At 73.3% G+C, this 12,880-nt stretch carries 10 protein-coding genes; 1 reads left to right on the top strand and 9 read right to left on the bottom strand.

Translation table 11 applies throughout. The annotated features are described in order from the left end of the window. Positions 1 to 189: 189 nt before the first annotated feature. The 5 genes from ACH4ZA_RS07965 to ACH4ZA_RS07945 all read right to left on the bottom strand — a co-directional run bounded on the left by ACH4ZA_RS07965 (position 190) and on the right by ACH4ZA_RS07945 (position 7,762). Positions 190 to 720 (bottom strand): hypothetical protein, encoded by a 531-nt coding sequence (locus ACH4ZA_RS07965; protein WP_319276325.1) that lies wholly within the window; start codon positions 718 to 720, stop codon positions 190 to 192. A 5-nt stretch (positions 721 to 725) separates the two neighbouring features. Then, complete coding sequence (locus tag ACH4ZA_RS07960) at positions 726 to 1,430, bottom strand: LuxR C-terminal-related transcriptional regulator (RefSeq protein ID WP_319276324.1); 705 nt, start codon at positions 1,428 to 1,430, stop codon at positions 726 to 728. A 282-nt stretch (positions 1,431 to 1,712) separates the two neighbouring features. Further along, a complete protein-coding gene (locus ACH4ZA_RS07955) occupies positions 1,713 to 3,830 on the bottom strand; it encodes a PQQ-binding-like beta-propeller repeat protein (protein ID WP_398428505.1) in 2,118 nt (705 codons plus the stop codon). Positions 3,831 to 3,937: 107 nt separating this feature from the next. Further along, complete coding sequence (locus ACH4ZA_RS07950; RefSeq protein WP_398428504.1) at positions 3,938 to 5,767, bottom strand: PQQ-binding-like beta-propeller repeat protein; 1,830 nt, start codon at positions 5,765 to 5,767, stop codon at positions 3,938 to 3,940. A gap of 189 nt (positions 5,768 to 5,956) precedes the next feature. Next, positions 5,957 to 7,762 carry an ABC-F family ATP-binding cassette domain-containing protein gene (locus ACH4ZA_RS07945; protein WP_398428502.1) on the bottom strand — a complete coding sequence of 602 codons (1,806 nt, stop codon included), beginning with the start codon at positions 7,760 to 7,762 and terminating at the stop codon, positions 5,957 to 5,959. A gap of 146 nt (positions 7,763 to 7,908) precedes the next feature. Here ACH4ZA_RS07945 and ACH4ZA_RS07940 point away from each other — a divergent pair, with 146 nt between their 5' ends. Then, positions 7,909 to 8,514 (top strand): Uma2 family endonuclease, encoded by a 606-nt coding sequence (locus tag ACH4ZA_RS07940; protein WP_398428500.1) that lies wholly within the window; start codon positions 7,909 to 7,911, stop codon positions 8,512 to 8,514. Positions 8,515 to 8,526: 12 nt separating this feature from the next. Here ACH4ZA_RS07940 and ACH4ZA_RS07935 read toward each other — a convergent pair whose 3' ends face one another. From ACH4ZA_RS07935 to ACH4ZA_RS07920, 4 genes are all read right to left on the bottom strand, one after another. Continuing rightward, on the bottom strand, positions 8,527 to 9,426 hold the full coding sequence (locus ACH4ZA_RS07935) for a 4-(cytidine 5'-diphospho)-2-C-methyl-D-erythritol kinase (protein ID WP_398428498.1): 900 nt from the start codon (positions 9,424 to 9,426) through the stop codon (positions 8,527 to 8,529). Beyond that, complete coding sequence (rsmA, locus tag ACH4ZA_RS07930; protein ID WP_319276318.1) at positions 9,423 to 10,298, bottom strand: 16S rRNA (adenine(1518)-N(6)/adenine(1519)-N(6))-dimethyltransferase RsmA; 876 nt, start codon at positions 10,296 to 10,298, stop codon at positions 9,423 to 9,425. Before rsmA ends, ACH4ZA_RS07935 begins: the two co-directional genes overlap by 4 nt. A 103-nt stretch (positions 10,299 to 10,401) precedes the next feature. Then, on the bottom strand, positions 10,402 to 11,847 hold the full coding sequence (locus ACH4ZA_RS07925) for a ubiquitin-like domain-containing protein (protein WP_398428496.1): 1,446 nt from the start codon (positions 11,845 to 11,847) through the stop codon (positions 10,402 to 10,404). Between the two features lie 112 nt (positions 11,848 to 11,959). Then, the gene (locus tag ACH4ZA_RS07920) at positions 11,960 to 12,853 is read right to left on the bottom strand and encodes a TatD family hydrolase (protein ID WP_319276316.1); all 894 of its coding nucleotides are present in this window, start codon (positions 12,851 to 12,853) and stop codon (positions 11,960 to 11,962) included. Between the last annotated feature and the right edge of the window lie 27 nt (positions 12,854 to 12,880).

Below are 12,880 nucleotides of genomic sequence, written 5' to 3'. Positions count from 1 at the left end.
GGAGGCGCAGGCGCGGGGGCCGGCAGGAACAGGCTCAGGCGGTACCCGGTGGGGCGGTCCGACCGGCCGCACAGCGTGTCGATGCGCACCGCCGCCGGGTCGATCGGCGGCTGCGCCGCCCGCAGGCGCAGCAGCATCGCGCGCAGCTCGGACCGGTCCCGCGTCTCGAGCAGCACGTCCCAGCGGCCGTCAGCGCGCTGTGCCGCCGCGCTCCGCTGCCGCCGCCGCTTTCCCCGACCCGGCATCGCCGTTCGTCCCCTTCTCCGTCTCATCGGCGCCGCACCCGGCGATCTCACCGCTGCGCGCCGCCGCCACCAGGGCGACCGTCAGGATGACCGCCCAGTCGACGAGGTGCGTCGACAGCGGGTAGCTCGCCAGGGTGTAGCCGTCCCCGGTCAGCAGGGCGACGTGCAGCGCCGCGACCGGCAGTCCCGCGGTGAGCGCCGCCAGCAGACCGCGCAGCGGGGCCCTCGCCAGCAGGCGGCGCGGGGCGATCGCCAGGGCGAGGCCGGTGACCGTGCCCAGGAGGACGCCCAGCGCCATGCTGCCGACAGCCGCGTACCCGCCCGCGGTCGTCAGCGCCCACGCCGCCCCGTACTGGCCGCCGGTCAGGAAGACGAACGCCGCCACCAGGCACAGCAGACCGAGCGTCCCCGCGGGCCACGCCCCGATGAGGACGCCGAGGCGCGCGCCCCGTCCGACGACCGTGCGTGCTCGCATCCGTCCTACTCCGCTTCCGTCGCCCGCTCGCGGGAGGTGTGCGGCAGCGGCCCCGCGCGGTCCAGCAGACCCGTGCGCGCCGCGAGGGCCGCCGCCTCCAGGCGGGAGCCCACGCCCAGCTTCATCAGGACCCGCTGGACGTGGGTGCGGGCCGTGGACGGGGCGATGCCCATGCCGGCCGCGATCAGACGGGTGTCCTCGCCGTCGGCGACGCGGACCAGGACCTCCACCTCGCGCGGGGTGAGCATCTGCAGCAGGCGCTGGCCCTCGTCGTCCGGCTGGGCCGCCGGGTTCAGCAGTTCGCCGAACGCGCCCTGCAGCAGCTGCGGCGCGACCGCCGCCTCACCCGCCCGCGCCTTCATGATGGCCCGCTCCACGCCCTCTATGCGCTCGTCATGGCGTACGTAGCCGGAGGCGCCCGCCGCGAAGGCCGCGGCGATGCCGCGCGGGCTCGGCACCGGCCCGAGGACCAGGACCGCCACCTGCGGACGCTCCCGCTTGATGCGGACCACGGGGTCGAACACGCCCGGCTCGGCCGGCGCCGCCGTGCCCAGCAGGCACACCTCGGGGGCGCGGGTGATCACCAGCTCCGCCGCCCCGGCCGCCGGCGCCGCAGCGGCGAGCACCCGGTGTCCCCGCAGCTTGAGCGCCGAGGCCAGCGCCTCCGCGAGCAGGCGGTGGTCGTCGACCACCATCAGCCGCACTCCCATCGAGCAACCCCCAGTCCCCCCGTGGATGCCCACACGGATCCGCGCGGACCCACACGCACCCACGCGAACCCACGCGGACGAACAAAGGGCGCCCCCCGGCACCCCTGTCTTCATGCCCCCGGAAGCTACACGCTTGTTCGACGTTGCGCTCCCCCTACCGGCGAGAACTGCCCGGATCGCCGAAATTCCTCTCACGAGGGCGACGTTGACGGTAAATGAGCGGGCCCCGGCTCCGAGCGGGAATCCTGCTCGGGGCCGGGGCCGCAACGCCGGTCGGTGCGATCAGCCGCCCGCGACGCCGAATCCGACCGCGAGGTACTCGGGGTCGCCGCCCGAGGTGGCGTTGTCGTCGACGTACACCTCCGACATGTACAGGCGTCCCTGCGCGAAGAGGACCTCGGAGTACTCCGGGGACAGGCCGGTCTCCAGGTCGTGCACCGCGTCCGTGGCCGCGTTCTCCAGCAGCACGGTCTCCTTGAAGGAGCCGCCGTCGACGCTGACGACCTGTCCGCCCTTGTCGTACGGCGGCCTCTTGTACGCGATCAGGTTGCCGCCGTCCATGCGCAGCGGGTAGATCGTGTAGCCGTCGCCGGCGTCCGCGCGCTGGCCGGTCTGCTTGCCGGTGGCCAGGTCGAAGGCGACGACCTCGTTCGTCCGGCCGTGGCTGCCGCTGCCGTCGTGCTCCTCGGTGGGCACGTAGATGCGGTCGTTGCCGACGGCCAGGCCGGTGCAGGCCTCGATCCTGGTGATGCCCTCGCAGTCGGCCGCGTACTCGGCCCCCGGGACCGAGATGCGGGTGCGCAGCTTGCCGGTCTTGTTGTCGATGGAGAAGAAGTCCGAGATGCCGCTGCCGTCCCCGGCGCTGTCGCCGACGTCGGCGGCCACCACCAGGGGCTCGGTGGAGACGACGGACGCGTAGTCGATGCCGGTGGCCAGCTTGTACTCGGAGAGCACCTTCCCGGAGACCGGGTCGATGGTCTGGATGTGCAGCTCGGGGTTGTCGTACGCGCCGCACTTGCGCACCGCCACCAGCTTGGGGCCGCCGCCGTAGCCGGCGTCGTAGCAGGAGTCGGCGGGCTTCGGAGACCACAGCACCTTGCCGGAGTCGATGTCGAAGGCGGCCCCGCCCTCCGTGCTGCCCAGGGCGACCGTGTTCCCGCTGACCGTGACGTTGTCGAAGTCGATCGCGTAGTCGCCTGAGGTGACCGTCTTCTTCCACAACTGTTTGCCGGCGGCGAGGTCGATCGCCGCGATCTGGTCACAGCGGGCGGTCTTGGCGGTGCTCGCCTGGAACACGACCGCCGTGCGGTGGTCGTCGGTGGCGAACTTGCTGGCCTCGCACACCGGGCCCGGCAGGGCGATCGACCAGAGCTTGGCGCCCTTGGCCGGGTCGTAGCCGGTGATCTGGTTGACGCCCGTCTTCACGTACGCCTTGTCGGTCAGCCAGGAACCCCGGACGGCGACGTTCTCGCCCTTCTTGACCACCGGCATCGGAAGCTTGAACAGCACGTCGGAGGTGGGGTCGGCCGGCGCCTTCTCGCTGCCGCCGGAGGTCTTGCCGCCGGCGCCTCCTCCCGTGTCCCCCTTGTCGCCCCCGCCGCCGTTCGCACCGCCGGAGCTCGCCTCCTCCTTCTTGCCCCCGCCGTCGGAGTTCGCGTACCAGACGCCGCCGCCGACGATCAGCGCGATCGCGACGACCGCCGCGACGATGATCGCCACCTGTGCGTTGATCTTCCCGCCGGAACCCGCCGGACCGCCGCTGCCGACGACCTGCGGCTGCATGGGCACGGTGGGCTGACCCGGGTAGCCGTAGGCCGGCTGCTGGCCGTAGGGGTTCGTCGGGGGCTGGGCGTAGGGGTGGGGCTGCGACTGGCCGTAGGGGTTCGTCGGGGGCTGGCCGTAGGGGTGGGGCTGCGACTGGCCGTAGGGGTTGGGCTGCGGCTGACCGTACGCGGACGGGCCCGGGACGGGGGCGCCCGGCTGGGCCGGGTAGCCGTAACCGGGGCCGGCCGGGGGCGCGACGGGCCCGCCCGGTCCGCCGGGGGCCGGGGCCTGCGGGTATCCGTAGCCCGGCTGGGGCTGCGGCGGCCCGGACGGGGCCGGCGGCGTGGGCGACGGCGTGGGCGAGGCCGGCGGCGCCTGTCCCGCAGCCGGGGCCTGAACCGGGGCGGGGGGCTGGGCCGGGGCCGGGGGCTGCTGCTCCGGGGCCTTCGACAGGTTCGGCGCGGGCGGCTGCGGCACAGCGTCCCGCGGGACGGAGTCCTCGGGCACGGCCTGGGGAGCGGAGTCCTGCGGGACGGCCTCGGGCGTCGCGTCCTGCGGCGGCTGAGGCGGTCCGAAACCGCCCTGCGGGGGCTGGTTCGGCGGCTGGTTCGGCGACGGGGGCGGCGGCTGGGTCATGGTGTGGGTACCTCAGGAGAAAGCTCGGGGAGCCCGGAAAGGCGGGGAGGGGAAGACGACGGCGGAAGCCGGGAGGGCGGCGGAAGCCGGGAGGGCGGCGGCTCGCCTCACTTGCCGTAGGCGAGCATCAGCTTCTCCTTCGTGTCGTCGTTGCCCGTCAGCCGGGTGGTGGAGATGTAGAAGCGCCCGCCGACCCAGTCGACGTCGCGGGAGTAGAAGCTGTCCTCGATCTTGACCGTGCTCTCGGGCAGTTGGAGCAGCTTCGCGGGCGTGTGCGCGGACCCCGCCGTGGGGATCGCCACCACCTGACCGGGCGCGTCGTACGACGGCTGGACGTACGCCACCAGGTTCCCGCCGTCGACCCGCACCGGCTTCATGGCCTCGTCCGCCGGGGACTTCACCCGCCACTTCTCCTTGCCGGTGGCCAGGTCGATCGCCACGATCTCGTTGGGCCCGCTCTTCGCGTCGGTCGGCAGGTACAGCGTGTTGGCGTCGGACGCCGTGCCCTGGCAGCCGGTCAGATTGCGCTGCAGGAAGCCGGAGTCGCAGTCGGGGGCGAAGTCCTCGTCGAAGCCGACCTGCGAGCGGTAGGAGCCGTTCGCCTGGAACGTCGAGATGTTCCAGGAGTTCTTGTCCTTGTTGGTGCTGTAGACGACCAGCGGGTCGACGGAGTACGTCTTGCCGACGCTCCAGCCCTTGTCGAACTTCTGGGTCCACTTGACCTTGCCGGTGGCCGGGTCCAGCTCCTGGATCTCGTCGTGCTCGGTGGCCTTGGTCGCGTCGCAGGACGCCACCGAGATGAGCCGGCTTCCGCCCGCGAACGCCGTCGGGAAGCACGCGTCCCCGTACTTCTGCTTGTCGTACAGCTTCTTGCCCGTGCGGACGTCGTACGCCGTGCCGGACTGCGAGCGGCCCACCATCAGCGTGTTGCCGGCCAGCGACAGTTCGATGCTGATCGCGCTGTCGAACAGCGCGCCGTCCGCGACCACGCCGGTCCAGCCCTTGGCGCCGGTGCCGAGGTCGACCTGCTGGAGCTGGTTGCACTTGGCGCGGTCGCTGGTGCCGCTCATGTAGGCGACGACGACCTTGTCGTCGGCCGTCCGCTGCGGGGTGACCGCGCAGATCTTCTGGGGGAACGTGAGCGCGGGCCAGGACGGCTTGCCGTCCGCCACGTTGTATGCGACGACCTGCTTGTAGGCGGCCTTCACGGCCGCCTTCGAGGTGATCCACATGCCGGGGGCGTCGGCGCCGGAGGCGGGCGCGTCGGGCGCCTCCTTGTACCAGAGCACCTTCGCCTCGCCGGACTTGCGGCCCGCGTTGAAGTCCTGGGCGTCCTCGCCGCCGTCGCCGCCGCCGTCACCGGGGTTGACCGGGGATGCGCCGGTCGTGGCCTTGTCGTCGCCGCTCGGCGCGGCGACCGGCTTCTTCGGGTCCTTGTCGTCGCCGTTCGTGACCGCGAACACCGCGCCGCCGATCACCAGCAGCGCCACGACCGCGGCCCCGACGACGAGGGCGGGCCGCCCCTTGAAGGGGTTGCGGCCGCCCGCCGGGGCGCCGGGCGCGCCGGGGAACGGGGGCTGCTGCGGGTAGCCGTAGCCGGGCTGCGCGGCGTAGGGGCCGGCGGCCTGACCGTACGGGCCCGGCTGTCCGTAGGGGCCCGGCTGCTGGGGCGGCTGTCCGTAGGGGCCGGGCTGCTGGGGCTGTCCGTAGGGGCCGGGCTGCTGGGGCGGCTGTCCGTAGGGGCCGGGCTGCTGCGGGTGGCCGTAGCCGGGCTGCGGGGCCTGGGCGGGCGGGCCCTGGGGCGGCTGCGGCGGCATCTGCGGAGCGCCGAAGCCGCCCTGCGGCGGCTGCTGTTGCGGCGACGGCTGTTGGTGCGGTTGGTCCTGCGGTGCTCCGAAACCGCCGGGCTGCGGCGGCTGACTGGGCGGCTGGGCCATCGGCGTGTTCCCCCTTGTCACTGTTTTTTAGCCACGCCTCCGGGCCAGTGACCACCCGGAGCCGTCCTCAGAAGGTTCTCGGACGGCTCTTTCTATCACTCGGCGCCGACGGCCTCCGGGGCCGCTCCACCCCTGTTCCCAAGGGAGGACCGCCCCGTGATGCCGCCGTTATGCGTCTTCACGCACCCTTCACGCGTCCTCGGCGAGATCCAGCCATCGCAGCTCGAGTTCTTCGCGTTCGCCGGCCAACGCGCGCAGTTCGGCGTCCAGTTCGGCCACCTTCGCGAAGTCGGTCGCGTGGGCGGCGATCCGGTCGTGCAGCTTGGCCTCCTTCTCGGAGACCTTGTCCAACTGCCGCTCGATCTTCTGCAGTTCCTTCTTGGCGGCGCGCTGGTCGGCGGCGCTCTTCTCGGGCGCGGCCTTCGCCGCGGCGGGGGCGGCGGAGGCGGCCACGGCCTCCTCCATGCGCTGCCGGCGCTCGATGTACTCGTCGATGCCGCGCGGGAGCATCCGCAGAGCGGCGTCGCCGAGGAGGGCGAAGACGCGGTCCGTCGTGCGCTCGACGAAGAACCGGTCGTGGGAGATGACGATCATCGAGCCGGGCCAGCCGTCGAGCAGGTCCTCGAGCTGGGTGAGGGTCTCGATGTCCAGGTCGTTGGTGGGCTCGTCGAGGAAGAGGACGTTGGGCTCGTCCATCAGCAGCCGCAGGATCTGCAGCCGGCGGCGCTCGCCGCCGGACAGGTCGCCGACCGGCGTCCACTGCTTGTCCTTGTTGAAGCCGAACGTCTCGCAGAGCTGCCCGGCGGTCATCTCCCGCCCCTTGCCGAGGTCGACGCGCTCGCGCACCTGCTGCACGGCTTCCAGCACCCGCAGGGCGGGGTCGAGTTCGGCGACCTCCTGGGAGAGGTAGGCGAGCTTCACGGTCCTGCCGACGACGATCCGTCCGGCGGCCGGCTGGGTCTCGCCCTCGGTGCGCGCGGCCTCGGCCAGCGCCCTCAGCAGGGAGGTCTTGCCGGCGCCGTTGACGCCGACCAGGCCGATGCGGTCGCCGGGGCCGAGGTGCCAGGTGATGTGCTTCAGCAGGACCTTGGGGCCGGCCTGCACGGTGACGTCCTCGAGGTCGAAGACCGTACGGCCGAGGCGCGAGGAGGCGAACTTCATCAGTTCGCTGCTGTCGCGCGGCGGCGGCACGTCCGCGATGAGCTCGTTGGCGGCCTCGACGCGGAAGCGCGGCTTGGACGTGCGCGCGGGGGCGCCGCGGCGCAGCCAGGCCAGCTCCTTGCGGACCAGGTTCTGCCGCTTGGTCTCCTCCGTCGCGGCGATCCGCTCACGCTCCGCGCGCGCGAAGACGTAGTCGGAGTACCCGCCCTCGTACTCGTGGACGGCGCCGCGCTGCACGTCCCACATGCGGGTGCAGACCTGGTCGAGGAACCAGCGGTCGTGGGTGACGCAGACGAGCGCGGAACGGCGCTCGCGCAGATGCCGGGCGAGCCAGGAGATGCCCTCGACGTCGAGGTGGTTGGTCGGCTCGTCCAGGACGATGAGGTCCTGCTCCTCGATCAGCAGCTTGGCGAGCGCGATGCGGCGGCGCTCACCACCGGACAGCGGGCCGATGACGGTGTCCAGGCCCTGCGGGAAGCCGGGCAGGTCGAGCCCGCCGAAGAGCCCGGTGAGCACGTCCCGGACCTTGGCGTTGCCGGCCCACTCGTGGTCGGCCATGTCCCGGATGACCTCGTGGCGGACGGTCGCGGTCGCGTCGAGCGAGTCGTGCTGGGTGAGCACTCCGAGGCGTACCCCGCCCGAGTGCGTGACCCGCCCGGAGTCGGCCTCCTCCAGCTTGGCGAGCATGCGGATCAGCGTGGTCTTGCCGTCGCCGTTGCGGCCGACGACACCGATCCGGTCCCCTTCGGACACGCCGAGCGAGATGCCGTCGAGCAGCGCACGGGTCCCGTACACCTTGCTGACGTTCTCGACATTGACCAGATTGACGGCCATTTCACTCCTGCGCATCGGGGTCGGACAGCCTTTAAGCCTACGGCCTGACGGGTGAGGCACCGGGCGCGAGGGTGCGGTCACTCTTTGTGATGACCTTGTTCGGGATCGGGCCGCTACCGTGGAGGTCGGGCAGCAGGATCCCGTCCATGGGAGGAACCATGACCGCCGAGTCCGTCAAGCGCCGCGTCCGGTGGCCGGTGCCGCCGCAGGACGGTTACACCGTGGACGACCTGTTCACGCTGCCTGATCTCCCGCCGCACACCGAGCTGATCGACGGGAGCCTGGTCTTCGTGAGTCCCCAGCGAGCTTTCCACGCCGATGCGATCGACCTGCTGGTCACTGGTCTGCGCGGTGGGCTGCCGGCCGAGTTCAAGGTCAAACGCGAGATGACCATCGTCCTCGACACCCGCAACGGTCCCGAACCGGACGTCAGCGTGATCCGCGCCGACGCGGCCACCGGGCCGGATCAGACGAGCTACCGGGCCGAGGACGTGCTCCTCGCCGTGGAGGTCGTCTCGCCGGACTCGGAATCCCGGGACCGCACGACCAAGCCACAGAAGTACGCGGCCGCCGGAATCCCGAATTTCTGGCGCGTCGAGCAGAGCGGGACCGGCAACAGGGCTGTCATCCACGTGTACGAACTGGACCCTCTCACCCAGGCGTACGTTCACACAGGAATGCATCGGGACCAGGTCAAGGTCGACAAGCCCTGTGACATCGTCATCGACCTGACCGCCATCGACGAACTCTGACCGCGGCCGCCCTCAGAGCACCGTCGCCCCCGCCGCCGGCGCCGAGGCCACCCGCGCCGCCCGGCATGTGCCGGAGGCGCGCAGGGCCTCGGCCACTGTCTCCGCCGCCCCCGGATCACGCACGAGGAACGCCGTCGTCGGGCCCGAGCCCGAGACCAGCGCGGCCAGCGCTCCCGCCCCGCGCCCCGCGTCCAGGGTGTCGGCGAGTTCCGGGAAGAGCGACAGCGCGGCGGGCTGCAGGTCGTTGGAGACGGTGGCCGCGAGGGCGTCGGGGTCGCCCGTCGCGAGGGCGTCCAGGAGCGCGTCCGAGGCGGCCGGCTCGGGGACGTCCGTTCCCCGGGTGAGCCGGTCGAACTCGCGGAACACGGCCGGCGTCGACAGCCCCCGCCCGGCCATCGCGAACACCCAGTGGAAGGCGCCGCCCGTCTCCAGGGCCGTCAGCTTCTCGCCACGCCCGGTACCGAGAGCGGCCCCGCCGACCAGGCTGAACGGCACATCGCTGCCCAACTCGGCGCAGATGTCCAGGAGTTCGTCGCGGGTGGCGCCGGTGCCCCACAGCGTGTCGCAGGCCAGCAGTGCGCCCGCGCCGTCCGCGCTGCCGCCCGCCATGCCCCCGGCGACCGGGATGTCCTTGGCGATGTGCACATGCACGTCGGGGGTGCGGCCGTACCGCTCGGCGAGGGCGATCGCGGCCCGCGCCGCCAGGTTCGTGCGGTCCAGGGGCACCTGGGCCGCGTCCGGGCCCTCGCAGGTGACGCGGAGGGCGTCGGCCGGGGTCACCGTGACCTCGTCGTACAGGCCGACCGCCAGGAACACGTTGGCCAGGTCGTGGAAGCCGTCCGGGCGGGCCGCGCCCACCGCGAGCTGCACGTTGACCTTGGCGGGCACCCGCACGGTGACGCCGGCGCTCACGCGGCGTCCTGCTGCAGGTGCTCGGCGATCCGGGCGAACTCCTCGACGGTGAGGGCCTCGCCGCGGGCCTGCGGGGACACCCCGGCGGCGACCAGGGCCTTCTCGGCGGCGGCGGCCGACCCCGCCCAGCCGGCGAGCGCGGCGCGCAGTGTCTTGCGGCGCTGGGCGAAGGCCGCGTCGACGACGGCGAAGACCTCGCGCCGGGACGCCGTGGTCCTGATCGGCTCGGACCGCCGCACCAGCGACACCAGCCCGCTGTCCACGTTCGGCGCCGGCCAGAACACCTTGCGGCCGATCGCTCCGGCCCGCTTGACGTCGGCGTACCAGTTCGCCTTCACGGACGGCACGCCGTACACCTTCGAGCCGGGGCCCGCTGCGAGCCGGTCGGCGACCTCCGACTGGACCATGACGAGGGTGCGTTCGATGCTCGGGAACGTCTCCAGCATGTGCAGCAGGACGGGCACGGCCACGTTGTACGGCAGGTTCGCGACGAGCGCGGTGGGGGCGGGGCCCGGCAGCCCGGTCACGTGCATCGCGTCGGAGTGCACCAGCGCGAACCGCTCCGCGCGCTGCGGCATGCGGGCGGTGATCGTCGCGGGCAGCGCGCCGGCCAGGACGTCGTCGATCTCGACGGCCGTGACCCGGTCGGCGACCTCCAGCAGGGCGAGGGTGAGGGAGCCGAGCCCGGGACCGACCTCGACGACCACGTCGTCGGGCCGGACGTCGGCGGTGCGCACGATCCGGCGGACGGTGTTCGCGTCGATCACGAAGTTCTGGCCGCGCTGCTTGGTGGGCCGCACGCCGAGGACGGCCGCCAGCTCACGGATGTCGGCGGGGCCCAGGAGGGCGTCGGAAGGGGGGCTGCTGCTCACGGCACCAGGGTACGGGGCCGCGCCCCCACCCCCGCACCGCCGCCATGCCCCCGAACCCTGTGGGGCGGCCGTGGGTGCAGGGGGCGGCGGGTGGGCGTCGCCGTCAGCCGTGCAGGCGGCGTCCGCAGTGCGGCCAGGGGCTCGCGCCGCGCCGGACGTACAGCTTCTTCGCGCGGAGCGTCTGCTCCGCCGCCGGGGCGTCCTGGGGCCGTCCGCTGCCGCCGAGGCTCTGCCAGGTACGGGTGTCGAACTGGTAGAGCCCGCCGTAGTTGCCCGACGGGTCGACGGCGCCGGGCCGGCCGCCCGACTCGCAGGCCGCGAGCGCGCGCCAGTCCAGGCCGTCGGCTCCCCGCACCGACGACGGCAGCGGCTTCGTCCCGACCCTCACCCGCTGCTCGCGCGGCTCGCGCACGATCTCGTCACGGATCCGCCGGGGTTTCTGCCGCACGCCGTTCACGGAGCGCAGGGCGTAGGTGATGCGCCGCAGTCCGGGCTGTCCGGCCCGCTCGACCACCTCGGCGCCCTTGAACAGCGAGGGGTCCTCGGTGCGCCGCACGTGGAACGGGATCTGCTCCTCGCGGACCTCCTCGGAGCCGGTGATCCGCAGCACGGTGACCGTCTGGCCGTCACGCGGGAAGCTGCCGGGGTCGACGGAGGTGGTGTCCTCGCCGCGCAGGGTGATCCCGGCGGCGGCGACCGCCTCGCGCACGGTCGCCGCGTTGGTGCGGATGGTGCGGGCCCGGCCGTCGGCCATGACGGTGACGGAGCGCTCGGTGCGCACGTCCAGCGCCAGCCCCGCGCGACCGATGCGCTGGGAGCGCGAGACGGACATGTACGCGCCCTCCGCCCGCACCCCGAGCTGCCGGAGCGCCTCCTCGACGGTGTGCGCGGTCGTCCACCACTCGTGCCGCTGTCCGTCCAGGGTGAGCCGGACGGGCCGCCCGTAGTGCACGGTGATCTCGTCGCCGCTGGCGAGGTCCGTGCCCGCGGCGGGTGCGACCACGTCGTGCTCGCCCACCCGCACGCCCTCGTCCGCGAGGAGCTCGCCCACGTCGTCGGCGAAGGTGTGCAGGGTGCGCGGCCTGCCGTCGACGGTCAGCTCCACCGCCTTGTCGTCGGCGACGAACGCGGTGGTGCCGCCGGCCAGGAACGCGACGACGAGGGCCTGCGGGAGAAGCCTGCGCACCGCGGACTCCGGGCGCTCGGCGTCGCGTGCCCGGCGCCGGCGCCCCGCCCGCCGCCCCGTGCCCTGCGCCGGCAGCGGCGGTTCGGGGAGCGGGAGCAGCGGCTCGGTCAGCTGCAGCGTCCGCACGGGCTCGGCCCGGGCCGGCCGCGCGTCATGCGTCTCGTGCGCGTCGTACGTCCCGGGCGCCCCGTCCGCCCCGTCCGCCTGGTACTCGGCGAACTCCTCGTACGAGGGGCGGTACGTGTCGTCGTACGTCCCGGGCGCCGCGTACACGCCGTAGGCGATCGTCTCGGCGTTGTGCAGGTCGACCTGCGTCCCGGCGCCGCCGTACGGCCCGTACTCGAGGTACTGCGAGTTGCTCACGCCGACACTCCAGGGGTGGGGTCCGGATCGGGCCCCCAGAACCTAGCGGAGCGGCGGTCACTCTCCAAAGTGACGCGGCTACCCAGAGTGGTGTTCGACGCGGGTGTGCGGGTCAGTACCCGAACGCGCGTGCCGTGTTGGCGGCGAGAGCGGCGGCCAGGACGTCCTCGTCGACGCCCCGCACGGCGGCCATGGCGCGCACGGTGACGGGAATGAGGTAGGGGGCGTTCGGGCGTCCGCGATAGGGCGCCGGAGTCAGGAACGGGGCGTCGGTCTCCACCAGGAGCAGCTCCGCGGGCGCCACGGCGACGGCGTCCCTGAGGTTCTGGGCGTTCTTGAAGGTGACGTTGCCCGCGAAGGACATGAAGTAGCCGGCGCGGGCGCAGATCTCGGCCATCTCGGCGTCGCCGGAGTAGCAGTGGAAGACGGTCCGCTCCGGGGCGCCCTCCTCCTTCAGGACGCGCAGGACGTCGGCGTGCGCGTCGCGGTCGTGGATGACCAGGGCCTTGCCGTGCCGCTTGGCCATCTCGATGTGGGCGCGGAAGGAGCTCTCCTGGGCGTCCTTGCCCTCGGGGCCGGTGCGGAAGTGGTCGAGGCCCGTCTCGCCGACGCCCTTGACGTGCGGGAGCGCGGCGAGGCGGTCGATCTCGGCGAGCGCCTCGTCGAGCGCGGCCGGGCCGCCCGGCGTCCGCGGGCCCTGGCGGGACCCTCCTCCCCCGGGGTCGCCGTGCACGATCCGCGGCGCCTCGTTCGGGTGCAGGGCGACGGCGGCGTGCACGCTGTCGTGCGCCGCCGCCGTCTCGGCCGCCCAACGGGAGCCGCGTACGTCGCAGCCGACCTGGACGACCGTGGTCACGCCGACCGACGCGGCTTTGGCGAGGGCCTCCGCCACCGTGCCCGACTGCATGTCGAGGTGGGTGTGGGAGTCCGCGACCGGCACCCCGAGGGGGGCCGGAAGCGGCGGCGCGGCACTCTTGTCGGCGCGGTCGCCGGCGTTCGAAGACATGCCCCGATCCTACGGAAGGGGCTCGCC

The organism is Streptomyces sp. NPDC020597 (assembly GCF_044335095.1).
GTDB lineage: Bacteria > Actinomycetota > Actinomycetes > Streptomycetales > Streptomycetaceae > Streptomyces.
The sequence above is the reverse complement of the archived record's forward strand: the minus strand, read 5'-3'. Positions and strand labels throughout refer to the sequence as shown.

Bases quoted from the DNA above. Each gene is read 5' to 3' on its own strand.
- ACH4ZA_RS07965 (WP_319276325.1), bottom strand. From the start codon at position 720: ATGCGAGCACGCACGGTCGTCGGACGGGGCGCGCGCCTCGGCGTCCTC.
- ACH4ZA_RS07960 (WP_319276324.1), bottom strand. From the start codon at position 1,430: ATGGGAGTGCGGCTGATGGTGGTCGACGACCACCGCCTGCTCGCGGAG.
- ACH4ZA_RS07955 (WP_398428505.1), bottom strand. From the start codon at position 3,830: ATGACCCAGCCGCCGCCCCCGTCGCCGAACCAGCCGCCGAACCAGCCC.
- ACH4ZA_RS07950 (WP_398428504.1), bottom strand. From the start codon at position 5,767: ATGGCCCAGCCGCCCAGTCAGCCGCCGCAGCCCGGCGGTTTCGGAGCA.
- ACH4ZA_RS07945 (WP_398428502.1), bottom strand. From the start codon at position 7,762: ATGGCCGTCAATCTGGTCAATGTCGAGAACGTCAGCAAGGTGTACGGG.
- ACH4ZA_RS07940 (WP_398428500.1), top strand. From the start codon at position 7,909: ATGGGAGGAACCATGACCGCCGAGTCCGTCAAGCGCCGCGTCCGGTGG.
- ACH4ZA_RS07920 (WP_319276316.1), bottom strand. From the start codon at position 12,853: ATGTCTTCGAACGCCGGCGACCGCGCCGACAAGAGTGCCGCGCCGCCG.